This is a genomic window from Brevundimonas sp. MF30-B (assembly GCF_004683885.1).
Classification (GTDB): Bacteria; Pseudomonadota; Alphaproteobacteria; order Caulobacterales; family Caulobacteraceae; genus Brevundimonas.
On record NZ_CP038440.1, the window covers coordinates 1,689,934 to 1,716,472 of the forward strand.

The following is a 26,539-nucleotide window of genomic DNA, read 5'->3' on the forward strand; positions in this document are numbered from 1 at the left end:
TGAGGACTGCTGGCATGCCCCGCGCGCTGCGGCAAGCAAGCCAGGCGGAGTCAGCCTGCGCCATGCAGTTGCGCCAGCCGCAGGAACCCGGAAACGTCGATCGTCTCTGCACGAGCGTCGGGATCGAGGCCGGCGGCTTCGCAAAGGTCCGCGCCGCCCAGAGGCTTGAGGCTTGAGCGCAGCATCTTGCGGCGCTGGCCGAAGGCGGCGGCGGTGACGCGCTCCAGGCTGGTCAGCAGAGCTCGATTGGGTGCGTCGGGTTTGGGGGACAGGTGAACTACCGCAGAGGCGACCTTGGGCGGGGGCGTGAAGGCGGCGGCCGGCAGCGTCATGACCAATCGGGCCGTTGCGGTCGCCTGGGCGATCACCGCCAGGCGCCCATACGCCGGATCACCCGGCGAGGCGACCACGCGTTCGGCCACCTCCTTCTGAAACATCAGCGTCAGGGCGTGCGGACGCCAGGGGCCGGTCAGCCACTTTATGAGAAGGGGAGTGCCGACGTTGTAGGGCAGGTTGGACACCAGGTGGGCCGGCCCGCCGACCAGGGTCGCCTCCTTCACATGCAGTGCGTCGCCCTCGATGATCGTCAGTCGATCAGAGCCGTCGTCCAGCTCCGACAGCAGCGGGATGAATCGCGGATCCTTCTCGATCAGAATCACGCGCCCGGCGTCGCTTTCCAGCAGCGCGCGGGTGAGGCCGCCGGGTCCTGGGCCGACCTCGATGACGTCGCGTCCTTCGAAAGGGCCCGCCCGCCGCACAATCTTCCGCGTCACATTGAGGTCGAGCAGGAAGTGCTGGCCGAAGCTCTTCTTCGCCATGAGGCCGTGAGCGTTCAACTGGTCGCGAAGGCTGGGCAGGGGGGTCATGGACGCGCCCCTGATCGGTGGCGAGCGTGCGCCATCTCGTCCGCCAGGCGGATAGCGGAGATCAGGCTGTCGGGCCGCGCCCTGCCTTGCCCGGCGATGTCCAGCCCCGTGCCGTGATCGGGAGAGGTCCGAACGATGGGCAGCCCCAAGGTCGCGTTCACACCGCCCCAGAAGTCCAGGGTCTTGACCGGTATCAGCGCCTGATCGTGATACAGGCAGATTACGGCGTCGTACTCCTTGCGGGCTTCGTCGTGGAACAAGGTGTCAGCGGGCCTCGGATCCGAGATGTCGATGCCTTCGCCTCGCAGGCGTTCGGCGGCGGGCCTCAGAATTTCGATCTCCTGCAGGCCCAGCGCCCCGCCTTCGCCTGCGTGAGGATTGAGCGCCGCCAAGGCCAGACGCGGCCGCTCCATGCCGAAATCCCGCCTCAGGGTTTCGTGCACAACCTGGGCCGTGCGTCGGACACGCTCGTGCGTGACAAGTTCGGCGACACGGTCCAGCGCGACGTGGATAGTGACCAGACACGCCCGCAGATCACGGGCCGTCAGCATCATCACCGGGCCTCGAACGCCGGCGAATGGCGCATCAGAAGTCAGTTCGGCGATAAATTCGGTGTGTCCGGGGAAACGGAAACCGGACGCGTAGAGCGGCGCCTTGGCGATGGGCGCAGTCACGAGGGCGGACGCGTGACCGCTCAGGACCTGTCCGACCGCTTCTTCGATCCAGTCGATTACGCAGGGTGCGTTTCGCGGGTCAGGCCGGCCTGCGACCACTGGAGCGGCCAGCGGGCGGTCCATCACCGGAAGCGCTTGGGCGAAGGACGCAACGCCGGATGACGCCTCGTCAACGACGGCCACGGGCGCTCCTGAACCGGCCAGCAGGGCGGCGTCGCCGATGACGGTGAACGCCGGTCCCGTTCGGGCCAACGCCCTCCAAGCTTCCACAACGATCTCCGGCCCCACCCCGGCGGGTTCGCCAAGGCTCAGGACAAGCGGCGGCCGAGGCGCGGCCGCCGACGTCATTTGAGCTCGATGAGGGAATCGGCGCGAAGATCGCGCATATAGCGACGTTCCATCATCACCAGCGCCTGATTGCGCAGGCGGTTTTCGACCTGCTGGAACGTCGGAGCATCCGGGCCTCCCGTCCGGCGGCCGCACACCGCCAACAGGTGCAGGCCCAGCGGCGTCCGGACAGGCGTAGAGATCGTCCCGATCTCGGCCGACCGCGCCACCTGCTGGAACTGAGGCGCGAGGTTCTGGACGTCGGCTTCGCCCAAATCCGAGCCCAGCAGGCCTTCTTCAGACCGTGCGCGCGGCAGGATGCTGTCACAGGTGAGCTGAGGACGAAGGGTGTTCAGACGCTCGGTCGCGGCGGCGACCTGCGCTTCGGTAGCCGTCTCGGGCAGTTCGATCATCATTTGACGCAGCTGGACCAAGCTGGTGTCGGCGCCGGAGCGCTTGTCGCGCATGTAGATGATGTAGACGCCGCCCTCCACCGGTATGGGGTTGGACAGCTGACCCGGCTCGAGCGCGTCGAACGCCTGCTGGAGCGCTGGCTGAACCGTGCCCTGGATGATCCAGCCGGCGTCGCCGGGCGTCTGCGCCGCGGCGGACGGAGCCGAGGAGAACTGCCGCGCCACAGCTTGGAACGGCGCGCCTTGCAGGATTTGCTGAATGAGCTGCTGCGCACCGTTGACAGCGGCCTGCTGACCGCCGGCGCGCGCGGCGTCGATGAAGATTTCTCCGATGAGGTACTGAGGCTTGGCCGCAGCTTCGGCCATCTGCCGCAGGGTCTGATCGACCTGATTTCTGCTGACGCGGGCGCGAGCGCCGAAACGGCCGCCAACCAGCTCGCGCCAGCCGATCGATGTGCGTATCTGAGCGCGGAAGGGCGCGAGAGCGATACCGCCCCGCTGAAGGAAACCGAGGTAGGCCTGCGGCGTCACCCCGGCCTCCTGGGCCATGGCGGCGATCTCCTGATCGACTTCCTCGTCCGATATCTGCAGCTGTTCTGCGAACCGCTCGAGCTCCAAGGCCTGTAGGCGCTCCTCAATCAGGTCCTGCAAAGCCTGTTGCTGGATCGCCTGAAGATTCTCTTCTGTAGGCTGCACCTGGGTCATGGCGATCACGACCAGCATGCGCTGTCTGAGGTCGTAGCCCGTGATGATGCGATCGTTGACAGTCGCCACGATTCCATCGGCGAGTTGGAACTGCGCCTGGCGCGCCGCCATCGGCGCTTCCTCAGCGGCAGGGTTGACCGCGCCTGCGACTGTTGAGGGCGCGGCTTGCCCGCCCGCCTGCGCCAGGGCCGGGTTGGCGGCTAGAATCGCGGCGATGGCGACGCCAGCCGTAAAACGCATCAGACGCATGGTTCGTCCTGGTTCCTCAAAGCCTTCGCGGGCCAACCCCATGGTCGGCGGCCGCGCACGCCCCCTCGCCGAGGGCTGTTTGACCGGTCTTAGCGTGTACCGCCGAAAGTGGCGAGGTTTAGGCGCAGATAGATGCCGTCCGACGGGCCGGTGGGCCGGACGCGCGTATTGTCGCGACGGTACCCGACCTCGATGCGGAAACAATCGTCATCGAACACCAGGCCGACTTCCTGGCGGGTGATGATGTTCTGTTCGAGATCGGCGATCCCGGCGACGCTGACGCCCCAGTTGCCGAGCACGAACTGCTGCGCCGCCAGCTGTACGAACTCGTAATTCCGATTCAGGGGCCCGTCGACGGGATTGGACCGGTCGACGATGTAGCTGAGCGACGCCAGATTCCGGCGTCCCCAGCGGCCGTCGACGGACGCTTCGGCCCTGCGGATTTCGCCGTTTCCGTCGATGGTGGCGTGTCCCCAGCCGCGTATGCGGTCGGACGGCGAGAACTCGCCCTGGACCACCCAATCAGAGGTGCGCGAGGCCAAGCCCGACGGATCGTAGACGCGGGAGGGGTCGTCGGGGACGGCGGCCTGAAACTCGGGGGAGCGATCAGCGCGGTAGCTGCGGCCGACGAACAGGCTGGCCGAACGGCCTTCATCCCAGCGCAGCGATGCGCGGGCGCCGGCCGTGAAGCGCAAACCGCCTTCCAGTAGGTCGTAGCCCGGGAAGCGGTCCATCCGGAACAAGGAATACTGGTCCAGCTCCAGCGTCTGGCTGTCCTCATTGGGGATCCTAGGGTCCAGATCGGCGCGCGTCGAGGCCGACAGCTGGGCCATCGGCTCGACGATCAGCTCGCCGCCGCCGAGCGGACGGTAGAGCGGATAGGACACGTCCACGCCGACGCTGGCTCTCCCGCGGGTCAGCGTCGCATCGTCCGCTCCAAGGAGCGGCGGCAAGTCTTCAACCGCATAAGCGTCCAGACGTCCGTCTAGGAATGGCTCCCAGCGCACGCCGAGGGGCGATACGAGAATGCGGCGCCACTCGATCTGACCCGTGATCCTCCGACTTTCGACCCCGCCGAGGCCTGTCGGATCGGCGGGAATCACTTCCGGGCGCAGGATCGGGGCGCCGATATAGGCGTCTCTGGTCAGGGATACGGCCGAGCCCCGCAAGCGCAGGCGCCCGCCCAGCACAGGCGCCTCGGGCTCCCAGCGCGCGTCGATTAGGGGGGCCACGACCGGCAGGGTGCTGTCGTCCTCGAAGACGTTCAGCGCGGGCGTGACCGGATCGAACTGCGAGACCCTCAGACTCTGCAACGTGAAAGCGGCGATCGAAACATAGGACCGGCGAGTCTGTCGTTCGGCGTAAAGCTGAGTGATCAGCCGGCGACTGTCGCCATAGTAGAGGCCGTTGTCCTGATAGGGATCGCGGATGTCGTAACGATCGAACAGCGTCTTGTCCGACGTGCGCTCGGCGGTGAAGCCCCAGCGCCAGGGTCCGTCAGGATCGAAGCGTCCCCACGAGAGGATGTAGCTGCGGTTCTCGCGCGGGCCGAACTTCACATTGCTCTCGGCGTCACCATCCCCGTCCAGGTCGAAATCGCCGAAGTTGCGCTCGTAGGTGTAGCCGCCGCGCGCGACCATTACGCCGTCGGAGAACCGTCGACGCCATTGCAGGTTCAGCAAGGGCGCGACGCGGCTGTTGATCTGAGGGCTGATCAGAACGTCCTGCGACGGGGAGATGACGTGGAGATACGGGATCTCGGCCGAAAGGCCGCGCCCTTCGTCATAGTTGATCGTCGGGATCAGGAAGCCAGAGGCGCGCTCGACCGTAGGGTCCGGGTGCGCGAACACGGGCAGATAGAGGATTGGCACGCCGCCGAGCTTGAAGACGGCGTTGCGATAAAGGATCGCCCGAAGCGCCTCGTCCTGAACGACCTGTTCGGCCTGTATCGAAATGCTGGGCGTCTTGGGGCCGTCGGCGTCGCAGATCGGGCAAGGCGTAAAGACGGCGTAGTTCAGCTCCTGGACGTTTTCCGACCGACGCACGGCCGTGGCCGCCATCAGGCTGGAGCCGTCGGCCAGACGGGTCGCGAAATCCACCGCGACGCCGGCGCGTAGATCGGAATCCAGTTCCAGGCGCGAGGCGTAGACCACGGCCTGCTCCGGCGTGATGAGCTCCACCTGACCGACGGCTGAGGCTATGCCTTGGCCGAGATCGTAGGTGACTTCCTCCGCGCGCAGGGAATGATCGCGATAGCGCGAGAAGACCCGGCCGCCCTCATCACCACGCGCGGTGACGATGTCGCCCTGCCGACTGGCGGAGCCGGCGTCGATGTAGACCGCGCCGGGAGGCACGCCGTCGGCCCCGGTCGGGGGCGCGGCCTGTCCCTGCTGGGCCAGAGCCGATGTCGCCAGGCCGAAGGCGGCGAAAGCCGCTGCGCCGGCGAGCAGGCGGGCCTTGAGGCTGGGGCTGGAACGGTCAGACGGCATGGATCATCCGATAGGGCGGCCGGGCCGCTTAGCCGTCTTCGGTATAGAACAGCAAGGTGAAGGCGGCGAGCGCCGTCAGAAGCGGCGGGAGCCAAGCCGCCACCACGGGCGGCACGACGTCGGCCGACCCCATGGCCGACGAAAACTGATTCAGGAAGAAGAAGCCGAATCCCAGAATCACAGCGGACACGCTCATGCGCGCCAGATCGCCCAGCCGCATCAGCCGCAGAGAGAAGGCCGCCGCCAGGATCGCCATGGCCGCGAACACCAGCGGCGTCGCCAGCAACTGCTGCAGTCGCAGACGGTAGGCGCTCGACGAGAACCCCGCATTCTCGATTCGCTGGATCTGGTTCGGCAGCGACCAGAAGGGGGTGGATTGGGGGCGAGGGAAGCGGTCGAACACTTCATCGTCGTCCAGGTTCGACAGCAAATCCAGCGTGGCGTAGCGCACGGCGCGCTGCCCGATCAGAGCGCCTTCGGCCTCGGTCAACCGCCAGCGACCCGCCGAAAGAGAGGCGGTGTCTGCATCGATCCGCTCAGTGAACTCGCGCCTCTCGCCTTCGCGAGTCGTGTAGATGAAGAAGGTCACGTCCAGCAGTCGCGCATTGGCCGGGTCCTGCCGCGCGGCGCGGATGATCATCTGACGCTGCTGGTCCCCCTCTCGCAGCCAGATCGCTTCCTCCGCGCCCGGCCCGGCGGCCGAACCCGAAAGCCGCTCGCGTTCGCGCTGCCACAGCCCGTCTCCGGCCGCCGCCGCCGGGCCGAGAACGGTCACGGTCAGCACGCCGATCATGAAGGCCAGCCCTGCGGCCGGCAGGGTGAACCGCCAGGCCGAAACGCCTGCGGCCCGCATGGCGATCAGTTCGCTGCGACGGTTCAGCGACACGAAGGCGCCCAGGGTGCCGAACAGAAAGACGAACGGCAGAAGCTGCAGGATCACGCTGGGCGATTTGACCGCCATGAGCCCCAGTATCTGCAACAGGGACAGATCGACGTTGGACCCCACGCCCCGCGAAATCTCCACGAAATCGATGAGCAGGATCAGGGACGAGATCACAGCCAGAGCGACGCCCAGAGACTTGGTCTGTTGAAGCAGCACATATCGCTCGATGCGGCCCAGCCGCAGGACGCCGCGGTTCATGCCGGCCTCGCGGATAGAGTGCGGGCGCGTGTTCGGCGAGGGCGGCGCGGCTTGAGCGCGCGAAATAGCAGGCGCAGCGCAATCACTGTCGCCGCCAGCGGGATCGCGTACTGGAAGACGTTCAGCCAGCCGTTCCAGGCGCTCGCGGCGACGAGTCCGTAACCGATGATGCGGATGCCCAGAAAGGCGCCCGCCGCCTTTGCGATCCGCAGAGTGTAGCCAGTCCGCGAGAAGGATCCGCCCAAGATGGCCGCCAAGGCCATCGCCATGGCCATCAGGGCGTAGAGAGGCGATGACAGCCGCGAATGCGCCTCGGCCGCCAGCTCGCCTCGCGAGCCGGCCTGGTCAACCAAACTTTGGGACGGGTTGATCAACTGGGTCAGATACAGGTCCGATGGCTTGTACCGTATGCGCTGATCCTGGGGCACATAGGGACCAAGCTCGAAGGGAAAACGATCGAACGAAAGGTAGTTCAGCACGCCACGCGAGGAATACTCCTGCATCGAGGCGTCGATCATGGTCAGCACCGGCTCCGAGCCGATGCGGCCGAAGCGGGCCTCAGACGCGTTCCACGTGCGCACCGTTCCGCCATCGTTGACGTAGATGAAGAGGTTCTTCATCAGGCCGCTCTGTTCGATCTGCTGGACATAAACAGTGAGGCCGTTGGGGCCCTGCACGAACTGACCCTCCTCGACCAGCAGTGCGGCGAGATCGGTGCGGATCGCGAAGGCTTCGGCGCGCGCTTGCCGCTGGGCCCAGGGTTGGACGAACAGGTTTATCGTCAACGACGCCAGGGCGAAGATCACGGCGATCCGAAGAGCGGGCGAGATGACCGACCAACGGGTCATCCCGCTGGCGAAGGCGGCGGTCAGCTCCTGTTCGCGCTGCAGGCGGGTCAGGGCAATCAGGGCGCCGACGAAAAGCCCAATCGGCAGAATGACGGCCAGAAGCTGAGGCGTGGCCAAGAGGGTCAGCTTGATCATGACCCACACGCTCTGGCCGCGCTCGACGATGACTTCCAGTTGGTCGAGGCTTTGGCTCAGTATGCCGATTCCAGCCAAGCCGGCGCAGGCTGCGACCGCTGGCAGCAGCAACTGGCGAAAAAGATAGCCTTGAATCAGGGTCATGGGCGGATGAAAATCGCCCGGTTGCAGGCGGCGTTTGAGAAGCGCATCTAGTAGTACATCGAGGCGGCGGCGAGACAAGCCGGCGCAATGTTCCGTTTGCCAAGGATCGGGCGACGACCCCGGTTTGGAGTTCCCAGTGTCCATGAAGATCGAATTCATCGCCCAGGCGGGCGCCGCCGATGTCCTCGCCGTCCTGGTCCACGCCGAGCGTCAGCTGGCTGGCGCGGGCTCTTCGCTGGACCAGGCTTCCGGCGGCGCCCTGACCAAGGCGATGGGCGCCGGCCGCTTCAAGGGCGTGTCGGGCTCGACCATGATCGTCGCCGCGCCGCAAGGCGTGGAGGCCGGCTCGATCCTGCTGGTCGGCGCGGGCGAGGCGGGCAAGCTGGATGACGCCGCGGTCGAAGCCGCCGCCGGCCACGCCTATCACGCGGTCAAGATGTCGGGCGCCGAGACCCTGACGATCGACGCGGCGCATCTGACGCCGGAACAGGCTGCGCGCGCCGGTTTCGCCGTGCGTTTGGCCGCCTATCGCTTCGACAAATACCTGACCAAGCAGAAGCCCGAGAAGATCCCGTCGGTGACGTCGGTCCAGGTCGTGACCTCCGACATCCGCGCCGCCCAAGCGGCGTTTGAGCCGCTGTCGGCTGTGGCGGACGCCGTGCTGTTCTCGCGCGATCTCGTCGCCGAGCCGGCCAACATCCTGTACCCGGCCGAGTTCGCCAAACGCGTCAAGACGCTGGAGGCCATGGGCGCCAAGGTCGAGATCCTGGGCGAAGCCGAGATGGAAAAGCTGGGCATGCACACCCTGCTGGCCGTCGGCATGGGCTCTGAGCGCGAAAGCCAGCTGGCCGTCATTCAGTGGAACGGCGGCAAGGAAGGCGACGCCCCGATCGCCTTCGTCGGCAAGGGCGTCTGCTTCGACACGGGCGGCATCAGCTTGAAGCCGGCTGACGGCATGGAGGAGATGAAGTGGGACATGGGCGGCGCCGCCGCCGTGGCCGGCCTCATGCACGCTCTGGTCGGCCGCAAGGCCAAGGTCAACGCCGTCGGCGTCCTCGGACTAGTCGAGAACATGCCCGACGGCCGCGCCCAGCGTCCCGGTGATGTGGTGAAGTCCATGTCGGGTCAGACCGTCGAGGTGCTGAACACCGACGCCGAGGGCCGCCTCGTGCTGGCCGACGCGCTCTGGTATACGCAGGACCGCTTCAAGCCGAAATTCATGATCGATCTGGCCACCCTGACGGGCGCCATGATCGTGTCGCTGGGCCTGGAGTACGCTGGCGTCTTTTCGAATGACGACGCTGTCGCCTCGGGCATCCTAGAAGCCGGCCCCAAGGTCGGCGAGAAGGTCTGGCGCATGCCGATTCCGGCGGAATACGAGCGCCACATCGACAGCCCGATCGCCGATGTGAAGAACATGGGCAACGGCCGCGCCGGCGGCTCGATCACCGCCGCTCTGTTCCTGCAGCGCTTCACCAACGGCGTGCCGTGGGCCCACATCGACATCGCGCCGACCGCCTGGGTCAAGGACTCCAAGAACCCGACCGTGCCGGACGGCGCTGTCGGCTGGGGCGTCCGCCTGCTCGACCGCATGGTGGCCGACAAGTACGAAGGCTAAATGCCCTTCCCCCCTTGCGGGGGAAGGTGGCTTGCGGAGCAAGTCGGATGGGGGGTGCCACCGCGGCATCTCCCGTCTAGGCTGCTCGCATGGCGCTTCATTCAGACAGAGCCCAAAAAGCCGCTAGACGCCTTCGTCGCAATCCGACGGCGGCGGAAAAGGCGCTGTGGATGCTGCTGCGGCAAAAGGCTCTGGCTGGCTTGCGTTTCAGGCGTCAGACGCCGATCGGACCATATGTTGTGGATTTCTGCTGCCTGTCTCACCGACTGATCGTAGAGGTCGACGGCGGGGTGCATCGGCTGACAGAAGAGCGCGACGCCGTCCGCGACGCCTGGCTGGCGGCTGAGGGTTTTCGAATGCTGCGCGTGTCGAACGAGGATGTCATGTCGCGCATGAACGGCGTGCTTGATCGGATTAAATCGGCGGCTCTGACACCCCCCATCCGACCGGCTCCGCCGGCCACCTTCCCCCGCATGGGGGGAAGGTCATGAGCTCTGAAATCTGGTTCTACCATCTGGAGCGGTCGTCGCTGGACGAGGTGCTGCCGGGGCTGCTGGACAAGACGATCGAACGGGGCTGGCGGGCGCTGATCAAGGCGTCCGACCGGCGGCGGCTGGACGATATCGACGAACGGCTGTGGGCCTGGCGAGAGGACTCTTTCCTAGCGCACGGTCTGTCGGACGAGTCGCATCCGGCCCGGCAACCCATCCTGCTCAGCGAATCGGGCGAGAACCTGAACGGCGCTCAGGCGCTGTTCATCGTCGACGGGTCAGAGCTTGGGCCGACGCAAGGGTATTCGCGATGCTTCATATTGTTCGACGGGCGCGACGAGGCGGCCACAGCGGCGGCGCGCACGCGCTGGAAGGCCCTCAAGGACGCGGGCCAAAACCTGGCCTACTGGAAACAGGACGCGGACGGGCGCTGGCAAAAGGCGGCCTAGTTGGGGGCGGCCTGATCGCCGTTCTGCTGGCCGGGTGCTCCACCCCGCCGCCCGCGGCTCCGGTGCCGGCGCCTGTCGCCGTCGAGCAGGCGCGCCAGAGCCAGCCGATCGGCACTCGCATGCCCCAGATGGACGCCGATCTGTGCAAGGCGGGCGAGCTTCAATGGCTGGTCGGGAAACCTAGAACCGACATCCCCGTTCCGGTGGACGTGGTCAATCGGCGGGTGATCTGCACCAGCTGTCCGGTGACCGAGGATTTTTCGCCCTATCGCGTGAACATCTTCTTCGACAGGGAGACTGGCGTGGTCGAGCAGGTTCGCTGCGGCTGACGCCTCACACAGGAGAGACGCCATGAAGACCCCCCTGATCGCCGGCTTGGGCCTGTTTGCGATGGCGGCCTGCGCGCCGATGCCGACCGAGCCCGACATCATCGACGCCGGCGGCGATGCGCAACAATGCAAGGCGAGCCAGTATCAAAGCTGGATCGGCCGCAACCGGTCCGAACTGCCGACCAAGCCCGCCAACGAGACCTGGCGTGTGACCTGCACCACCTGCCCAATGACCATGGACTACAACCCCAGCCGCCTGAACATTCTGTTCGAAGAGCGCACGGGCGTGATTCGGGAAGTGAAGTGCGGCTGATCGCAGTCGTCGGCGTGATCGGGGGGCTGGCCTCCGCCTGCGCCCCGACGCCGCCGTCGCAGCCTGCCACGCCGACCGGGCCGCAACGCTGCGACGCCGCAACGGCGGGCCGTGAACTGATCGGCAGTCACGTCGGGGCTGTGACCTTTGCACCTGGTGCGAACGTGCGTGTGGTCTGCACCACCTGCGCCGCTACTGAAGACTATCGACCGGATCGGATGAACGTCCGTTTCGATCAGGCGACTGGCATTATTCGCGCGGTGGACTGCGGGTGAAGAGGCTCGGACTCAGTGGTCTGAGCGGGATGCTGTGCCTCGTTGCGGCTTGTGCTCCTGAGAAGAACACCGAGGCGGCGATGCTCAAGCTGCCGGAGCCGCAAGTCGTAATGCTGGCCGATCCGCCGCCGCCAAATACTTACTGGGCACCTGAGGGGGCAGCGATCCGAAACCATCCCACCCAGCCTGGGATATGGATCGCCTACATCGGCGGCGAGACCGGTCCCTACTACTTCGGCGATCAGTGTGAGGCCGCGCGCCGCCAGGCGTGGGTTGGCCGACCGACCGAACAGTTTGCGGCCGAGCTCCCTTCGAACTCCAGAGTGTACGCCAGTGGCCAGGCGGTGACTTCCAACCTGATCTGGGATCGGCTGAACGTCATGCTGGACCAGCCGGGCGGCGTCGTTCTTCGAGTTGAATGCAGCTAGGTCGGAATTCGCTTTACGACACCTCGGCCAAGGCTTCCTCGGCGGCCACCCAGGCGGTTTCGGCGGCGTCGAGGTCGGATTGCGTCTTGGCGCGGGCGCGGGTCAGGCCCTCCAGCGCCTTGGGATTGTTGACCGAGGCGTTGGCCATGTCGTCGTCGATGCGGGCGATCTCGGCCGTCAGCTGGCTCATGCGCTCCTCGGCCTTTCTGACCGCATGGCGCAGTGTCGAAGGCGAGGGCCCCGAGCGTTTCTCGGCCTTCTTGCCCTTGGCCGGGGCGGGCGCCGAAGCCGCTGCCTCTTCCTTGATCTGACTGGGCTTCACCGCCGCAGCCTTGGCGCGGTCGAGCACGAACTTGGCGTAGTCGTCCATGTCGCCCTCATAGGGCTTCACCGTGCCGTCGGCGGCCAGCCACAGACGGTCCGCCACCATCTCCATCAGCGACCGGTCGTGGGTGATCAGGATGACGGCGCCGGAATAGTCATTCAGCGCGTCCAGCAGGGCCCGGCGGCTGTCGATGTCCAGGTGGTTGGTCGGTTCGTCCAGAATCAGGATGTGCGGCGCATCCATCGCCACCTGGTTCAGCAGCAGGCGCGCGCGCTCGCCGCCCGAAAGGGAAGCGACGGTGGTCTCCTGTTTCTCATAGCCCAGGCCCCACTGCGCCAGCTTGGATCGGCGGCTGCTTTCCGAGGCGTCCGGCATGGCGCGGCGGATGATCTCCAGCGGCGTGTCGGTAGGGTCCATCGCCTCGATCTGGTGCTGGTGGAACCAGCCGACCTTCATCTTGCGGTCGCGATGCAGCTCGCCGTCGGACACGTCCAACGCGCCGGCGATCATCTTGGCGAAGGTCGACTTGCCCGCGCCGTTGACGCCCAGCAGGCCGATCCGGTCGTCCAGGTCCATGCGCAGGTTCAGATTGCGCAGGATCGGCTTGCCGGTCTCATAGCCGACGTTGGCCCGCTCCAGCCGGATCAGCGGCGGCGCCAGCGGGCGGGGCGGAGAGGGCAGGATGAAGGGGGCGACCCGCTCCTCGATGGTGGTCGAGACCGGCTCCATCTTGGCCAGGCGCTTCATGCGCGACTGCGCCTGCGCGGCCTTTGAGGCCTTGGCCTTGAAGCGATCCACGAAGGCCTGAAGGTGCGCGCGCTCAGCGTCCTGCTTGGCCTTGGCCGACAGCTGCAGCCGGGCCTTTTCGGCGCGGGCCTTTTCGAAGGCGTCATAGTTGCCGGTGTAGAGCGTCAGCGTGTGGTTCGCGAGGTGCAGGATGTGGGTGCACACCTCGTTCAGCATCTCGCGGTCGTGGGAGATGATCAGGGCGGTGTGCGGATATTTCTTCAGCCGCGCTTCGAGCCACAGAGCGCCTTCCAGGTCGAGATAGTTGGTCGGTTCGTCCAGCAGCAGCATGTCCGGCTCGGCGAACAGGGCGGCCGCCAGCGCCACGCGCATGCGCCAGCCGCCGGAATATTCCGACATCGGCCGCTGCTGGTTCTCCTGGCTGAAGCCCAGGCCGACCAGGATTTCCGCGGCGCGGGCGGGGGCTGCGTCGGCGTCGATCTCGATCAGGCGGGTCCAGATCTCGCCCATCTCCTCCGGCTCGGCGGTTTCCAGCCGGTTGAGCAGGGTGTGGCGCTCGACGTCGGCTTCCAGGATGGTCTCCAGCACGCTGACGGGCGTGGCGGGGTGCTCCTGATCCACCGAGGCGATGCGCGCGGTCTTGGGCAGGCTGATCTCGTCGCCGCCAGCCGCCAGTTCCCCCAGGATCAGCTTGAACAGGGTCGACTTGCCGATGCCGTTGCGGCCGACCAGGCCGACCTTGGCGCTCGGCGGCAGGCTGACGGACGCGTCCTCCAGGAACTTGCGGCCCCAGGCGTTGAAGGTCAGGTCGGTGATCTGCAGCATGGCTTGAACTCGGGCGCCTCTCAGGCAGCGAACTGCCGCGCAGGGAGCGATAGAGGCGAAAATGTGAGGCGGTTGGAAACCGGGGAGGCCGCGTCTATAAGCCCCCACCTTCGAAGATTCACCCTTCAATCCCCGAAATACAGAAGTCTCCCATGACCGAACGCACCTTCTCGATCATCAAGCCCGACGCCACGCGCCGCAACCTGACCGGCAAGATCAACGCCGTGATCGAAGACGCCGGCCTGCGCATCGTCGCCCAACGCCGCGTCAAACTGACCACCGACCAGGCCAAGAAGTTCTACGAAGTCCACGCCGAGCGCCCGTTCTACGGCGAGCTGGTCGAGCAGATGACCGCCGAGCCGGTCGTCGTGCAGGTTCTGGAAGGCAATAACGCCGTGGCCGCTTATCGTGAAGTCATGGGCGCGACCAACCCGGAGCAGGCCGCCGAGGGCACCATCCGCAAGCTTTTCGCCCTGTCTATCGGTGAAAACTCGGTCCACGGTTCCGACAGCCAAGAGAATGCTAAGATCGAGATCGCCCAGTTCTTCACCGAAGACCAGATCGTCGGCTGATGGCTGGGGGCGTGGCGGCGCGTCTGCAGCACGTCTAGCCCCAAGGCTTTCGACATAGCGTCGCTATAACGAGCCGCGTCCGGAACCGGACGCGGCTCGTTTCGTTTTCATGGCAAGTCCCATCCCCATTCGGAGATTCGCTATGAAAATGATCGTCAAACTGGCCCCGATCGTCGCCGTCACCGGCCTCCTTGCCGCCTGCGGCCACACCATGGAGCAACGCGCGGCAACGGGCGCCATCGGCGGCGCGGTCGCCGGCCAAGTGCTGGGCGGCGACACCGGGTCGACCGTGGCCGGCGCCGCGATCGGCGGCGTGGCTGGCGCCGCGACGACCCCGCGTCCGCGCTAAGCGTTTTCAAAGCACACGGAAATGGCCCCGGAGAGCGATCTCCGGGGCTTTTTCTATGCCTGCAACTGACCGCAGAAGGCGTTCAGCGCAGCGGGATAAAGATGGTGTTCGGCCACCTTGACCCGCTCCTGGAGCGCTGAGGCGTTGTCGTCGGGCAGGATCGGAACGCGGGCCTGGGCCAGGACCGGCCCTTCGTCGACGCCTTCGGTCACCAGATGAACGGTGGCGCCCGCCTCATCGTCGCCCGCCGCGATAGCGCGGGCGTGAGTGTCCAGCCCCGGGTACAACGGCAGAAGGCTGGGGTGGATATTGACCATTCGCCCGGCCCAACGCCCGACCAGCCAGGGCGTCAGCAGCCGCATATAGCCCGCCAAGGCCACCACCTGGACGTCGTGCTGTGCCAGCACGGCGTCTATGGCGCGCTCATGCGCCTCGCGATCCCGGCCGTGGTCGGCATGGTCCAACGCGACGGTCTCGACACCCTTGCCGGCGGCGACATTGAGCCCCGTAGCGGCTGGACGGTTGGACACCACCAGCACGACCTCGAACGCGGCGTCGTCGCGTCGCCCGGCGTCGATCAGCGCGGCCATATTGGAGCCCGCCCCGGAAATCAGAACGGCGACGCGAGTCCGGGTCACTGAGCTTGAAGCTGACCGACGACGAAGGCAGCCTCGCCGGCGTTCAGCAGGGCTTCCAAAACCGGCTCGGCGTTCTCGGGCGCGACGATCAGGATGAAGCCGACGCCGCAGTTGAAGGTGCGGCGCATCTCGTGGTCCGAGACGCCGCCGGTCTGCTGCAGCCAATCGAAGACATGCGGCAGCGGCCAGGCGTCCCAGTCGAACGTCGCCTCCAGGCCGTCGGCAATGCAACGCGGGGGGTTCTCGATCAGGCCGCCACCGGTGATGTGGGCCGCGCCTTTGATCAGTCCGGCTTTCATCAGGGGCAGGACCGGCTTCACATAGATGCGGGTCGGCTCCATCAGGGCCTGGGCCAGCGAGCGGTCCTTGGCGAAGGGCGCGTCGTCCGCCCAGGCCAGGCCCGAGGCCTCCACGATCTTGCGGACCAGCGAATAGCCGTTGGAGTGCGGACCCGATGAGGCCAGGCCGATGATGATGTCGCCGGCCGCCTGGCGATCCAGATAGGGCAGGGCGTGGCCCCGTTCGACGGCGCCCAGCGAGAAGCCGGCCAGGTCATAGTCGCCGTCGCCGTACATGCCGGGCATCTCAGCGGTCTCGCCGCCCACCAGGGCGCAGCCGGCCTGAACGCAGCCCTGGGCGATGCCGGCCACGACGCGGCGCGCGTCGTCCACGCTGAGCTTTCCGGTGGCGTAGTAGTCCAGGAACAACAGCGGCTCGGCGCCCTGGGCCAGCAGGTCGTTGACGCACATGGCCACCAGGTCGACGCCGACGCCGTCATGGCGGCCCGTCTCAATGGCGATCTTCAGCTTGGTGCCCACGCCGTCGGTGGTGGCGACGATCAGCGGATCCTCGAACCCCGCCGCCTTGAGGTCGAACAGGGCGCCGAATCCGCCCAGCGCCGCGTCGGCGCCGGGCCGGCGGGTGGACCTGGCGAGGGGCTTGATGGCGTCGATCAGCCGGTCCCCGGCGTCAATGTCCACGCCTGCGTCGGCGTATGTCAGGCCGTTCTTAAGCCGGTCGGAAGTGTCGCTCATGGGTCACGCGGGCCTGAATCAGGTGGCGGAAATATGTCGCGGCTCTTGCCACAACGGCGTCGGCGCGGGCTATAGCATCGGAATGACGCCAATCACCACCAACGACGCGCTGGCCGACTTCTGCGCGCGTCTTTCCAACGCTCCCTTCATCGCGGTCGACACCGAGTTCATGCGGGAGACGACTTATTGGCCCAAGCTGTGCCTGATCCAGGCGGCGTCGGCCGAGCATTCGGGCATCATCGACCCTCTGGCCGAGGACCTCGACCTGGAGCCCTTCCTGGCCCTGTTGCGCGATCCGAAGATCATCAAGGTCTTCCACGCCGCGCGCCAGGACGTCGAAATCTTCGTCAAGCTGGGGGCCATGCCCTCGCCGATGTTCGACACCCAGGTGGCCGCGATGGCTGCGGGCTTCGGGGACCAGGTCAGCTATGAGGCGCTGGTGCGCCAGATGCTGCGCCAGGAGGTCGACAAGGGCAGCCGCTTCACCGACTGGGCTCGACGCCCGCTGTCGGAGGCGCAACTGACCTATGCGCTGGGCGACGTGACGCACTTGGCGGCGCTGTATCCCAAGCTGCGCGACCGTCTGGCCAAGGATGGCCGGCTGGACTGGGTCATGGCCGAGATGCAGGGCCTGGTCGACCCGGCCCTCTATGACACTACGCCCGAAAACGCCTGGAAGCGGCTGAAGCCCAAGCGGTTCTCGGCCAAGTATCTGGCGGCCTTCAAGGCTACCGCCGTGTGGCGCGAGCGCGCGGCGCAGGAGCGGGACCAGCCGCGCGGCCGGATCCTGAAGGACGACGCCATCGACGAGATTGCGACCCAGGGCCCTATCGATGTGGATGCCTTCAATCGCCTTCGGTCGGCGCCGAAGGGCTTTGGCGGCTCGCGCCTGGGTCAGGAGCTGATCGCCGAGTTGAAGCGTGTCATGGCCGACCCGGAGTCCCATGCGCCCAAGCTGGATCGCCCGGCCCACAATCAGCCCGCGCCGCCGTCGGTGGTCGAGCTTCTGAAGGTGCTGCTCAAGGCCAAGAGCGACAACGCCGGCGTGGCCACCAAGCTGATCGCCAACGTCGCCGACCTGGAGAAGATCGCCCTGGACGACAACGCCAAGGTCGAGGCGCTGAGCGGCTGGCGCCGCCAGCTGTTCGGCGAGGACGCCCTGAAGCTGAAGCGAGGCGAGATCGCCCTGGTGCTCAACGGCGCGCGGGTCGAGGTCGTCGAGATCGAGGACTAGACAGCGCGGCGCCGCGCTGGGCGGATGGTCAGGGCCGCTCAAGCACCCGGAACACAAAGGCGTGGTCGTCCTTGTCGCCGGCCGGGTGAGGCTCGCGCGAAACCTCCGTCCAGGCCGTCTCGTCGAGATCGGGGAACCGCACGTCGCCGTCGGGCGAGGCCTCGACCTCGGTGATGTACAGCCGGCGGGCGCGGGGCAGGGCGGCTTCGAACAGACCGGCGCCGCCGATGACGCAAATCTCAGTCACGCCGTCGTCTGCTGCGTGCTCGCGGGCCATCGATAGGGCCTCGTCCAGGCTGGTCACCACCACGGCGCCCTTGGCCTCGAACGACAGATCGCGGCTCAGCACCAGGTTCAGCCGGCCCGGCAAGGGCTTGAGCGGCAGGCTCTCCCACGTCCTGCGGCCCATGATGCAGGGCTTGCCGATGGTGAGGGCCTTGAACCGCTGCAGGTCGCTGCGCAGCCGCCAGGGGAGGTCGCCCTCGCGTCCGATCACGCCGTTCGCGCCGCGCGCGACGACCAGGACCAGATCCGCACGCGCCATCAGCGCGCCTCCAGCCAGCGCAGCCACTTGTCGCGCATGGCCTGTTCCAGATCGACGCCGGCGCGGGCGCAATAGATCAGCAGCATGCCCATGACGTCGGCCGCTTCGTCAGCCAGGGCGCGTTCGTCCGCCTGTCCCCGCGCACGACCCGACAGGCGCAGATGTTCGGCCGTCAACTCGCCCAGCTCCTCCTGCAGCTTCAGCAGCGCCCAGTCGCGGTCGCGGTCGATCCCGTGCTCGGCGGCGTAGATGTCGGAGATGCGCAGGACGTCGGCCTGCAGGGCCTTCAACTCCATCAGACCGCGACCGCCGCCTTGATATGCGGCCAGGGGGCATAGTCGGACAGGACGAAATCGCCGGGTTCATAGGCGAACAGGTCGTCGCGCGCGGCGATGGTCATGGTGGGCAGGGCCAGGGGCTCGCGCGTCAGCTGCAGCTCGGCCTGTTCGATATGGTTCAGATACAGGTGGGCGTCGCCGAAGGTGTGGACGAACTCGCCGGGCTCCAGCCCCGTGGCCTGGGCCATCATCATCGTCAGCAGGGCGTAGGAGGCGATGTTGAATGGCACGCCCAGGAAGACGTCGGCCGAGCGTTGATACAGGTGGCAGCTGAGCTTTCCGTCCGCCACGAAGAACTGGAACAGGCAGTGGCAGGGCGGCAGGGCCATGTCGTCCACGTCGGCCGGGTTCCAGGCGCTGACGATATGGCGGCGGCTGTTGGGATTGGTCTTCAGGCCGTGGACCAGCTTTTCGATCTGGTCGATGACGCGGCCGTCGGGCGCGGTCCAGCTGCGCCACTGCTTGCCGTAGACGGGACCAAGCTCGCCCTCGGCGTCGGCCCACTCGTCCCAGATGCTGACGCCGTTGTCCTTGAGATAGCGGATGTTCGTCTCGCCGCGCAGGAACCACAGCAGCTCGACAATGATCGAGCGCAGATGCAGCTTCTTGGTGGTCAGCAGCGGAAAGCCCTTGGCCAGATCGAAGCGCATCTGGCGGCCGAACACGCCCAGCGTGCCGGTGCCGGTGCGGTCGTCGCGCCGCGCTCCGTTGTCCAGGATGTCGCGCAGCAGGTTCAGATACTGGCGCTCGGGATGATCGGCCGGCGCGGAGTAACCGTTGTCGAGGCTAGCCGGTTTCGTCGGTGACTTGGGTGGGAAGTGCCCGCTGCCGTCCATCGCTCTTGCCTCAGACCTCGACCATAGGCCGCGCTGAGTCACTTAAGAATCTACTAAGCGCAGGGTCGCGTCTTGATTTTCCGCAGCACCTCTCACGGATCGAGATAGTTGTGGGCGAATCATCAGCCGCCGAAGCCGCCCCCATCGAGAAAGGCCTGTTCCTCGGGCGTCGTCTCGCGGCCCAGGGCGGCGTTGCGGTGAGGGAAGCGGCCGAACCGCACGATGATGTCTCGGTGCAGTTCGCCCCACTTCCTCAGTTCGGCGTCGTCGCCGATCAGCGCTAGATAGCGATCCTGATCCTCAAGCCGCTCGGAATGCTCGAAAGGCAGCAGGATGAAGTTGGCCAGCTGAGGCTCGAACGCCCGGTGATGGCCCGCCTCGACCGCCTGGTTCGCAAGCGCCAAGGCCAGCGGGTCGGTGGCGAACTGGTGCGCCGAGCCGCGAAAGCTGTTTCTCGGGTACTGATCCAGCAGGATCATCAGGGCCAAGGCGCCGTCGGGGGTAGCGAGCCAGCCGTCCAGTTCACGCCGCGCCGCACGGAAATGCGCCGCCTCGAACCGCGTCTTGAAGTCGGCGTCGAAGGCGTCGTTCTTGGCGAACCACTTGTCCGGGCCGGCCTCTTTCCAGAAGGTGACGACGTCTTCGGGAGTCACGGTCATGTTCAGCGTCCTCGCAATCCAGCCTGTCGGGGCCAAACGCCCGCGCGGCGTCTGGCGTTTCGCATGAGCGCCCCGCTGCCGGTCTATCATGACCGCGACTGCGACCTGTCGATCATCCGCGCTCAGCGCGTGGCGGTCATCGGTTATGGCAGCCAGGGGCGCACCCATGCGCTGAACCTGCGCGATTCGGGCGTCGCGGACATCGTCGTGGGCCTGAAGCCCGGCTCGGCCACGCGGGCCAGGGCCGAGGCCGATGGATTTCAGGTTCGGTCGGCGGGCGAGGCGACGGCCGGCGCCGACGTGGTCGCGGTCATGGTGTCGGACGAGGCGCACCGCGACCTGTGGACCCAGGAAATCGAACCTAACATCAAGCCCGGCGCCGCCCTGGTGTTCGCCCACGGGCTGTCGGTGCGGTTCGGCCTGGTCCAACCGCGCGCGGACCTGGACGTGATCCTGGCCTCGCCCAAGGGCATCGGGCCGCGCATCCGCGAACTGTATGAGGCGGGAGAGGGCGTGTTCTGCCTGTTCGGCGTTCAGCAGGACGCCTCGGGCCGGGCCCATGCCCTGGGCCTGTCCTACGCGGCCGCCCTGGGCTGCGGGCGCAAGGGCATCCTGGAGACGACCTTCCGGGACGAGTGCGAAAGCGACCTGTTCGGCGAGCAGGTGGTGCTGTGTGGCGGCGTGGCGGAACTGGTGGACGGAGCCTTCACCACCCTGACCGACGCCGGCTATCCGGCCGAGGTCGCTTGGTTCGAATGTTTCTACGAGCTGAAGCTGGTGGTGGATTTGATGCACCGCATGGGCGTGGCTGGCGCCTTTGGGCGAATCTCCAACACCGCCGAGTACGGAGCCTATCTGACCGGGCCGCGCATCATCGGAGCCGAATCCCACGCCGCCATGGACGCCGTTCTGGCCGAGGTGCGCGACGGCTCTTTCGTGCGCCGGCTGATGGCTGACTACGACGCCGGTTCGCCCGAACTGCTGGCGCGCCGCACAGCGCTGAGCCAACGCCCGATCGAACAGACGACGGCGCATCTGACGGCGGTGGCCGCCGAGGCGGAAGACTAGATTTTCAGGGGAGGAAAGATGGTCGGAGTGGCAGGATTCGAACCTGCGACCCCCGCGTCCCGAACGCGGTGCTCTACCAGACTGAGCCACACTCCGACTTGAGGACGCGGCTTATAACGAGGGGGTTTGGCCCCCGCAAGCGCCTATTCTCGACCCGCGAAAATAGTCTCGAAACGGGGTGTTGCATCGCCCGCGGCCTTGGCGTATTCGACCGCCCTCCCGCCGCCGAGGCGAGCGGGAACGCCGGACCTGCTGGGGAATGGTGTAATGGTAACACTACGGTTTTTGGTACCGTCATTCTAGGTTCGAGTCCTAGTTCCCCAGCCACCGCCCTCCCTGCTTTTGAGCGCCGTGGGCCCCCTCCGCCAGGGGTGCGTTTTACAGCGGGTTTGACAGTTGGTTTTCGGCTTCGGGTGTCGTGGAGCCGTGCGAGTCCGATGGCTTCTGCGGTGACGTAGCGGCGCGCCGCCTCTTCGCCCATCCATCGGTCAGCCGCCCCCTCTTCGCGCGCAGCCCCGCCAGCACGCTACAAGCACTGTTGAGCGCTCGCGAAAGGCCGCAACGTAGACAAATAGGAGGGGGAGGATCGCTGGAAGCGTTGCTTCCGATCGAGGGTCTTCCAGCGAGAGTGGCTCCGCGGGTATTCGCCGGGGGGCGTTTCACCGCTCTTCAGTCTTGTTCTGAATCGCCGCTATTCGCCGTGATGCCGGCGGTTTGAGCCGGGAGGCTCATTCAGCGATGTTCACGGCCTTTCACATAGTTTCCATCTGCTGGGGGGGAAGGCGGAGGGGAAGGGGACCGCGTCTCGCCTTGGGCGATTACGCTCCAAACTGAACCCGCCGAACCCGAGACATCCCGATCATAGCACCGTTGGCTGTGAATCACGGAAGGCCTTTACTCGGTCCAGCGAGCATAGCGCTCTTCGGCATTCTCGATCTTCGAAAGCGAGGGTTTGGTCGTCAGGGCCCAGACCCGCTTCGACAGAGTCTCCAGATCTTTGGCGTAGTCGGCTTTCCAACCATTCCGGATAGCCCAGGACTGAATCTGGTTCGAGGGGTCTGCATGTCCCTTGGCGCGCAGAATGCGCAGGGTTTCGTCAGCCTTCTTTTTATCGCTCGCGTTGAGAAGGCCGGTCGATAGATTTATCGTCCGCGTCAGGCGCTCAAGGGCCCGAACCACAACCGTATCGCTAATAAGCGACGCGGCGGGCTGCGAGGCTTGGCCGTGGATGATCGGGCCCCAGCGCTGAATCCAGCCATCAGCGCTCTTGGGGATCCACGGAACGGCGACCACGCCTTCCACCGGACGCAGACCATCGGCGATGTCCAGGAGGCCGTCATCGGCGTAGTAGGCGAGAATGACCGAGGGTCGGGTCAGCATCGGGCGTTTGGTCAGGATCTCGAGGCTGAGGCGCAATCCACCCCCGAGAGCGACGGGCCCCGCTCCGAGCGCTTTGACGGTCGCCTTGCCGAGAAACCCGCCGAGGTTGAGCGCACCGTCAGCGAGCTGACCTCGCCAGGCCGAATGTTAAGGCCTTCGCCAAGTCCCCACAGAGGATATCCGAGGGCCACGACGGCGTCGCCGACCGCGGCGGGCTTTGTGGCGGGCTCAAGCTCATAAAATTCGGTAGCGGGAATGGTGCCATGGTCGAGCACCGCCACGTCCCGATGCTTGTCGTAGTGGCGGACCTTCACCGTGAAGGTGGTCGTATGTCTCGAGGGGTGAAGGACTTCGACTTCGCTGAGACCTTCGACGCAGTGTGCGGCAGTCACCAAGCCGACACCCGCGAGAAAAAATGCCGTGCCATTGTGTTTCAAGGGAACTTCGATGACCCAGACTGCGCGGTCGCGCCGCTCTTCGACCGTCGGCGTCAGCCTGATTGGTTTGGCCGGAAGGCTCTTATTGTAGCGCTGGGCGAGGGAGCGCACGACAGGGTCCGTCTGGCCCTTGAGGTGCGCGACATATGCGATTTTCCCTCGCAGGTGGGCCGCCAGGCTGCCCTTGCCGCCGCCGGAAGCGTATTTGGCCTGTGCTTCGGCGAGGCCGACCCTCTCGAAGGAGTGCATCATTGCGCGGATGCGGCGGATGTAGCGACGGTCGACGTTGAGGCCGGCGTTGATCTTGACGCCGGTGACCATCCGCCGCGAGTTGCGGTCGGCGTAGTGTGCCTTGTCAGGATTGATCAGGAAGCCATTGCTCGCTATCGCCCCACGCAGCTGGGGCGCAAGTACTTCGGGCGAGAAACGACCGGCACCTGCCACTGCGGTTTCAAACAGCGTCGTCGGCGGTTGGTAGCTGGAGAAGGTGATATCGTCGGCATAACGCGTGTAGATCGCGCGTGCCGACTTGGCGACCTGCTGTAGGTCGGTATCGAGCCGATAGCAGATCATGTTTGACAGGACCGGGCTAGTGGGTGCGCCCTGCGGAAGTTGGCCCATGTGGCAGCAGAGACGGGCGACGATCTCTGCCACGCCTTTTTCGACGCCGAGTGCTCGAAGCAGGCCGACGACCCGTTTCTCGGTGATAGTGGGGAAGAAGTCCTTCAGATCCAAGTTGACGACGAAGCGCCGGCGACCATGCGCCTCAGCGTTGGTCTTTACAGAGCGGTTGGGCACGAAGCCGTGGACGGGGTGGCGCGGGCGGTAAAGCTGATCGAGTAGTGGTGCGAGCTTGCTTTGAATAATCTTCAGCCGCCGGTCAGGCGCAGTGATGGTCCGTACCTTGCCCGAACGCTTTGCGATGTTGAATTCGGAGTACATGCGCCCCCGGAACCACCAAATCTTTTTCAACTCGGCCGGGCTCACCTCGAGGTAGGCAAGAAGCGCATCCGGATTAGCGAGTTCAGGCGGGAGAGGAATCCGGATTTGCTTACCGAACATGCGGCGGGCAGATGTCACGAGGTCCCCCTTCCAATCCGCGAGGTTGCCATGAAGCACGCGCGGGCACGATGTGTGGAGACGTTCGCTCTTAGGCCGCAGTTGCACAGCCCGTATGCGAAGGGAGACCCCGCCCGGCTGTGTTTATCAGGCGTCGTTCGATCGATCCAGTGAGCTACAGGCAATGATCGGCACCGCTCGCGCGCCCGGCTACGCGAACGTCCGGAAGTAGGAGCCCAGCCAACTTCTGGTTCTGGCGCGGTGAGGACCGTCCGTCTCCGATGTGCGCTAGTGTCTGCGGGACGTGGTCAGCAGTCATATGTCTAAAAAACCAACCACGGCGTCCGCCAACTCACGCCTAAGCCGTCGCTCGAACTATCCCTTGCTGTGGATTCGTCAAAAGCAAGCTTGCGCGTGTTCTCGTTTTGATCTCATCAAGGCGGATGGGCGCGGCCGCATACAAGGGTGACGAGACGACGGGCTTCCAGAGCCCGGCGCAGGATCATGTCGAGGCCGTTCCCGACCTCGCCGACCTATTGTCCTGCTCACCGTTACGATCACGGGACCGCTCAGCGTCGCGGTTTGGGCGCTCACTGGTGTCGTTTTCGAGGGCGGGCCGCCGGCTTTGCAAACCTTGCCAGTCTTCCTCGGACCCGTCTCTCTGGTGACCGCGACGGCGCTCGCCCTTACCGTATTCCTGGGACGTGAGACGCCGATCCAAACTCAGGGCGCCACGACGCCTTCGCCCAAACACCCGGCGATCCACGCGCGTTTGTCCGGCAAGCTCAGGGGCGCGGTGATCTACGCCGTGCAGGCCGAGGATCATTACCTGCGTCTGCACACCGAGCAGGGCTCGGACCTCATCCTGATGCGGTTTTCGCAGGCGCTGAAAGAGCTGGACGGTCTCGAAGGCGCACAGACGCACCGTAGCTGGTGGGTCTCTCGCCAGGCGGTCCGGTCGGTCGAGCGCGGAAACGGGCGCGCGTCTCTGACGCTGGTGAATGGTCTGAAGGCGCCCGTCAGCCGTCGCTACGCCCGAGCGTTGCGGGGCGACTGGTGGTGACCGGGGTGATCCTCACGACCTGTTCGATGGCGAGCGCCGCATTAGCGCAGGCTCCATTCTTCGGCTGACCCTGCAGACGGCGGCGGAGCCTGTGCGTTCGCGTCACGCTGCGTAGAGGTTGGAAGGATTCCTCTCAACTCGGCGCGATCGGGATGTTGGAGATATCCGGTGCGGGGAGGGGCGCGCCGATGGCGTCTGCGTAGGCCTGGTCGGACACGGAAGCCAGAAAGGGGGCGGCGTCTTCGGGCGTCGCCTGAAAGCGGGGCGCCGGGTTGGGAACCGTGAAGGCGGGCGTGCCGATGCGGCCGTCTCGCATGACGACGGCGCCGAAGCCGCTCACATAGACGCCGTTGACGTGCGTCGCGCCGTAGTGGTGGAAGAGGTGGTAGGCGAGCAGACCGGCTTGGCGTCTGAGGTGGGGCAACATGAGGTCTGCGGCTTCGATGCCGTGCTCCTGCAACGCTATGAACCAGGGACGGTCGCCCGAGAACTGACGCGCCGCCTGACGCATCGCCTCGAGCATCGGTTTGCTCGCATCGTCCTGCCGATGGCTGCGCATGGCCAAAACCACGCCTCCGTCGTCACCCATGGCCCCCGCCGCATGGATGTTCGCTCCGAAGGCCGTTTGGCAGGCCTCGTGGAAGCGCTTGGGATCGCTCATCGGGGTGTCGCCGAGATGCTCTTGGTAGTCGAGCCGCTCGATCTTGAACCCCGGTCGCTTCAGCGATGCCGGCCCGTTTTCCGCCAGAACGGCGCGCACGGATTTCAGGAGGGCGGTCCGGCTCGCGTCATTGGGCGAGAGACGGGCGTCGAGCGTAACGAGCACGATCTCGCGACAGCCGCTGCCGAGCCGGGCGTCGAGCGCCGGCTCAAGTGCCGCCATGACGCGGTAGAAGTCGCGGCGATGGATCTGGCGGCCAGCGTCGGCCGACAGACTCTTGCACTCCACCTCGCCAGAGAACGCGCCGCTGTGGAACAGGAGGTCGTAGCGAGCCTGTCCTTCGAGATCAGGAAAATCAACATCATAGCCCGCGTCCATCAGACGCTGGGCGAGATCCAGTTCGAGATAGAGCGGCGCGAAGCCGACGTCGGATTTGATCGCGTCGCGGAGCCGACCTTCCAGAGCCAGACGACCGGCAGGCGTGAGCTGTCGATGGATTTCAACGCAGGTTCCGGCGAAGTTCAACGCCGCCAGGATCGAGGCGTCGGCATATTGGGCGCTGAGCCGGCCTTCCTTCTCCAGAACCTCCGCCTGGAAGGCGATCCCCATCTCCAGCCAGTGGTAATCGGAGACGATCTTCCAGCGATAGCGCGACCGGTCGACCTCGCTCGAGAAATGCTCGGCGCGACGAAACCAGCGGTCCGCGCCGACCAGATCGAGCATCGGGCGAATGTAGGTTGAAAGGTCGTTGAGATCGTCTGGCAGGGCGATCCGCATCGTGGTTCTCCGGAGCATCCAGGTCAGTGGCCCGCAGGTTGACGGAAAAGGTGTGGTTGACCGGCAGGTCAGAGCGTCCGCCATGCCCGACAGGCGCGC

At 66.0% G+C, this 26,539-nt stretch carries 28 protein-coding genes and 2 tRNA genes; 13 read left to right on the plus strand and 17 right to left on the minus strand.

Going from position 1 to position 26,539, the window contains the following annotated elements:
• Window positions 1-50 precede the first annotated feature (50 nt).
• The 6 genes from rsmA to E4M01_RS08585 all read right to left on the minus strand — a co-directional run bounded on the left by rsmA (window position 51) and on the right by E4M01_RS08585 (window position 7,991).
• Window positions 51-866, minus strand: coding sequence for a 16S rRNA (adenine(1518)-N(6)/adenine(1519)-N(6))-dimethyltransferase RsmA (gene rsmA / locus E4M01_RS08560; protein ID WP_135063420.1), 816 nt, complete (start codon window positions 864-866; stop codon window positions 51-53).
• On the minus strand, window positions 863-1,888 hold the full coding sequence (gene pdxA / locus E4M01_RS08565; RefSeq protein WP_135063418.1) for a 4-hydroxythreonine-4-phosphate dehydrogenase PdxA: 1,026 nt from the start codon (window positions 1,886-1,888) through the stop codon (window positions 863-865). The genes rsmA and pdxA overlap by 4 nt, the downstream gene beginning before the upstream one ends.
• Entirely contained in the window at window positions 1,885-3,234 is a 1,350-nt protein-coding gene (locus tag E4M01_RS08570; RefSeq protein ID WP_135063416.1) for a peptidylprolyl isomerase, read from the minus strand. The genes pdxA and E4M01_RS08570 overlap by 4 nt, the downstream gene beginning before the upstream one ends.
• Window positions 3,235-3,323: 89 nt before the next feature.
• Complete coding sequence (locus E4M01_RS08575; RefSeq protein WP_135063414.1) at window positions 3,324-5,723, minus strand: LPS-assembly protein LptD; 2,400 nt, start codon at window positions 5,721-5,723, stop codon at window positions 3,324-3,326.
• Window positions 5,724-5,751: 28 nt separating this feature from the next.
• On the minus strand, window positions 5,752-6,864 hold the full coding sequence (lptG, locus tag E4M01_RS08580; protein ID WP_135063412.1) for an LPS export ABC transporter permease LptG: 1,113 nt from the start codon (window positions 6,862-6,864) through the stop codon (window positions 5,752-5,754).
• Window positions 6,861-7,991 carry an LptF/LptG family permease gene (locus E4M01_RS08585; protein ID WP_135063410.1) on the minus strand — a complete coding sequence of 377 codons (1,131 nt, stop codon included), beginning with the start codon at window positions 7,989-7,991 and terminating at the stop codon, window positions 6,861-6,863. Before E4M01_RS08585 ends, lptG begins: the two co-directional genes overlap by 4 nt.
• A 142-nt stretch (window positions 7,992-8,133) precedes the next feature.
• On the opposite strand from E4M01_RS08585, the gene E4M01_RS08590 reads away from it, so the two are divergent.
• The 7 genes from E4M01_RS08590 to E4M01_RS08620 all read left to right on the plus strand — a co-directional run bounded on the left by E4M01_RS08590 (window position 8,134) and on the right by E4M01_RS08620 (window position 11,894).
• Complete coding sequence (locus tag E4M01_RS08590) at window positions 8,134-9,609, plus strand: leucyl aminopeptidase (RefSeq protein ID WP_135063408.1); 1,476 nt, start codon at window positions 8,134-8,136, stop codon at window positions 9,607-9,609.
• A gap of 89 nt (window positions 9,610-9,698) precedes the next feature.
• Entirely contained in the window at window positions 9,699-10,100 is a 402-nt protein-coding gene (locus E4M01_RS08595; protein WP_135063406.1) for an endonuclease domain-containing protein, read from the plus strand.
• Window positions 10,097-10,549, plus strand: coding sequence for a DNA polymerase III subunit chi (locus tag E4M01_RS08600; RefSeq protein ID WP_135063404.1), 453 nt, complete (start codon window positions 10,097-10,099; stop codon window positions 10,547-10,549). The genes E4M01_RS08595 and E4M01_RS08600 overlap by 4 nt, the downstream gene beginning before the upstream one ends.
• A 62-nt stretch (window positions 10,550-10,611) precedes the next feature.
• The gene (locus E4M01_RS08605) at window positions 10,612-10,878 is read left to right on the plus strand and encodes a hypothetical protein (RefSeq protein ID WP_245158237.1); all 267 of its coding nucleotides are present in this window, start codon (window positions 10,612-10,614) and stop codon (window positions 10,876-10,878) included.
• 22 nt (window positions 10,879-10,900) lie between these two features.
• Window positions 10,901-11,191: an I78 family peptidase inhibitor gene (locus tag E4M01_RS08610; protein WP_135063402.1), complete on the plus strand. Its 291-nt coding sequence runs from the start codon at window positions 10,901-10,903 to the stop codon at window positions 11,189-11,191.
• Window positions 11,182-11,466, plus strand: coding sequence for a hemolysin (locus tag E4M01_RS08615; protein ID WP_135063400.1), 285 nt, complete (start codon window positions 11,182-11,184; stop codon window positions 11,464-11,466). The genes E4M01_RS08610 and E4M01_RS08615 overlap by 10 nt, the downstream gene beginning before the upstream one ends.
• Window positions 11,467-11,546: 80 nt before the next feature.
• Window positions 11,547-11,894 carry a hypothetical protein gene (locus E4M01_RS08620; RefSeq protein ID WP_135063398.1) on the plus strand — a complete coding sequence of 116 codons (348 nt, stop codon included), beginning with the start codon at window positions 11,547-11,549 and terminating at the stop codon, window positions 11,892-11,894.
• Between the two features lie 13 nt (window positions 11,895-11,907).
• Here E4M01_RS08620 and E4M01_RS08625 read toward each other — a convergent pair whose 3' ends face one another.
• Entirely contained in the window at window positions 11,908-13,791 is a 1,884-nt protein-coding gene (locus E4M01_RS08625) for an ABC-F family ATP-binding cassette domain-containing protein (protein ID WP_135063396.1), read from the minus strand.
• A 152-nt stretch (window positions 13,792-13,943) separates the two neighbouring features.
• On the opposite strand from E4M01_RS08625, the gene ndk reads away from it, so the two are divergent.
• Entirely contained in the window at window positions 13,944-14,363 is a 420-nt protein-coding gene (ndk, locus tag E4M01_RS08630) for a nucleoside-diphosphate kinase (protein ID WP_135063394.1), read from the plus strand.
• Between the two features lie 142 nt (window positions 14,364-14,505).
• Window positions 14,506-14,712: a hypothetical protein gene (locus E4M01_RS08635; RefSeq protein WP_135063392.1), complete on the plus strand. Its 207-nt coding sequence runs from the start codon at window positions 14,506-14,508 to the stop codon at window positions 14,710-14,712.
• A 53-nt stretch (window positions 14,713-14,765) separates the two neighbouring features.
• Here the strand turns inward: E4M01_RS08635 and purN are convergent, their stop codons facing one another.
• Together purN and purM are read right to left on the minus strand one after the other, a co-directional pair.
• Window positions 14,766-15,350, minus strand: coding sequence for a phosphoribosylglycinamide formyltransferase (gene purN, locus E4M01_RS08640; protein ID WP_135063390.1), 585 nt, complete (start codon window positions 15,348-15,350; stop codon window positions 14,766-14,768).
• Window positions 15,347-16,384: a phosphoribosylformylglycinamidine cyclo-ligase gene (gene purM / locus E4M01_RS08645; RefSeq protein ID WP_135063388.1), complete on the minus strand. Its 1,038-nt coding sequence runs from the start codon at window positions 16,382-16,384 to the stop codon at window positions 15,347-15,349. Before purM ends, purN begins: the two co-directional genes overlap by 4 nt.
• Before the next feature lie 82 nt (window positions 16,385-16,466).
• Here purM and rnd point away from each other — a divergent pair, with 82 nt between their 5' ends.
• Window positions 16,467-17,618, plus strand: a complete 1,152-nt coding sequence (gene rnd, locus E4M01_RS08650; protein ID WP_135063386.1) for a ribonuclease D — start codon at window positions 16,467-16,469, stop codon at window positions 17,616-17,618.
• Window positions 17,619-17,646: 28 nt separating this feature from the next.
• On the opposite strand, the gene E4M01_RS08655 is transcribed toward rnd, so the two are convergent.
• From E4M01_RS08655 to E4M01_RS08670, 4 genes are all read right to left on the minus strand, one after another.
• Window positions 17,647-18,162, minus strand: a complete 516-nt coding sequence (locus E4M01_RS08655) for a dihydrofolate reductase (protein WP_135063384.1) — start codon at window positions 18,160-18,162, stop codon at window positions 17,647-17,649.
• Window positions 18,162-18,458, minus strand: a complete 297-nt coding sequence (locus E4M01_RS08660) for a phosphoribosyl-ATP pyrophosphohydrolase (RefSeq protein ID WP_135063382.1) — start codon at window positions 18,456-18,458, stop codon at window positions 18,162-18,164. The genes E4M01_RS08655 and E4M01_RS08660 overlap by 1 nt, the downstream gene beginning before the upstream one ends.
• Window positions 18,458-19,336, minus strand: coding sequence for a thymidylate synthase (locus E4M01_RS08665; RefSeq protein ID WP_135063380.1), 879 nt, complete (start codon window positions 19,334-19,336; stop codon window positions 18,458-18,460). The genes E4M01_RS08660 and E4M01_RS08665 overlap by 1 nt, the downstream gene beginning before the upstream one ends.
• Window positions 19,337-19,458: 122 nt before the next feature.
• Entirely contained in the window at window positions 19,459-19,995 is a 537-nt protein-coding gene (locus E4M01_RS08670) for a DUF924 family protein (RefSeq protein WP_167765362.1), read from the minus strand.
• 63 nt (window positions 19,996-20,058) lie between these two features.
• Here E4M01_RS08670 and ilvC point away from each other — a divergent pair, with 63 nt between their 5' ends.
• Window positions 20,059-21,063 carry a ketol-acid reductoisomerase gene (gene ilvC, locus E4M01_RS08675; RefSeq protein WP_135063376.1) on the plus strand — a complete coding sequence of 335 codons (1,005 nt, stop codon included), beginning with the start codon at window positions 20,059-20,061 and terminating at the stop codon, window positions 21,061-21,063.
• A gap of 19 nt (window positions 21,064-21,082) precedes the next feature.
• On the opposite strand, the gene E4M01_RS08680 is transcribed toward ilvC, so the two are convergent.
• Window positions 21,083-21,159, minus strand: a tRNA-Pro gene (locus E4M01_RS08680).
• Between the two features lie 157 nt (window positions 21,160-21,316).
• Here E4M01_RS08680 and E4M01_RS08685 point away from each other — a divergent pair.
• Window positions 21,317-21,390: transfer RNA gene (locus tag E4M01_RS08685), tRNA-Gln, on the plus strand.
• 567 nt (window positions 21,391-21,957) lie between these two features.
• Here E4M01_RS08685 and E4M01_RS08690 read toward each other — a convergent pair.
• Both E4M01_RS08690 and E4M01_RS08695 read right to left on the minus strand, forming a co-directional pair.
• Window positions 21,958-22,479 (minus strand): hypothetical protein, encoded by a 522-nt coding sequence (locus E4M01_RS08690; protein WP_135063374.1) that lies wholly within the window; start codon window positions 22,477-22,479, stop codon window positions 21,958-21,960.
• Window positions 22,455-23,960: a reverse transcriptase domain-containing protein gene (locus tag E4M01_RS08695; RefSeq protein ID WP_135063372.1), complete on the minus strand. Its 1,506-nt coding sequence runs from the start codon at window positions 23,958-23,960 to the stop codon at window positions 22,455-22,457. The genes E4M01_RS08690 and E4M01_RS08695 overlap by 25 nt, the downstream gene beginning before the upstream one ends.
• A gap of 643 nt (window positions 23,961-24,603) precedes the next feature.
• On the opposite strand from E4M01_RS08695, the gene E4M01_RS08700 reads away from it, so the two are divergent.
• Window positions 24,604-25,002, plus strand: coding sequence for a LytTR family DNA-binding domain-containing protein (locus E4M01_RS08700; RefSeq protein WP_245158235.1), 399 nt, complete (start codon window positions 24,604-24,606; stop codon window positions 25,000-25,002).
• A gap of 133 nt (window positions 25,003-25,135) precedes the next feature.
• On the opposite strand, the gene E4M01_RS08705 is transcribed toward E4M01_RS08700, so the two are convergent.
• Window positions 25,136-26,440, minus strand: a complete 1,305-nt coding sequence (locus tag E4M01_RS08705) for a hypothetical protein (protein ID WP_135063368.1) — start codon at window positions 26,438-26,440, stop codon at window positions 25,136-25,138.
• Window positions 26,441-26,539: the final 99 nt, after the last annotated feature.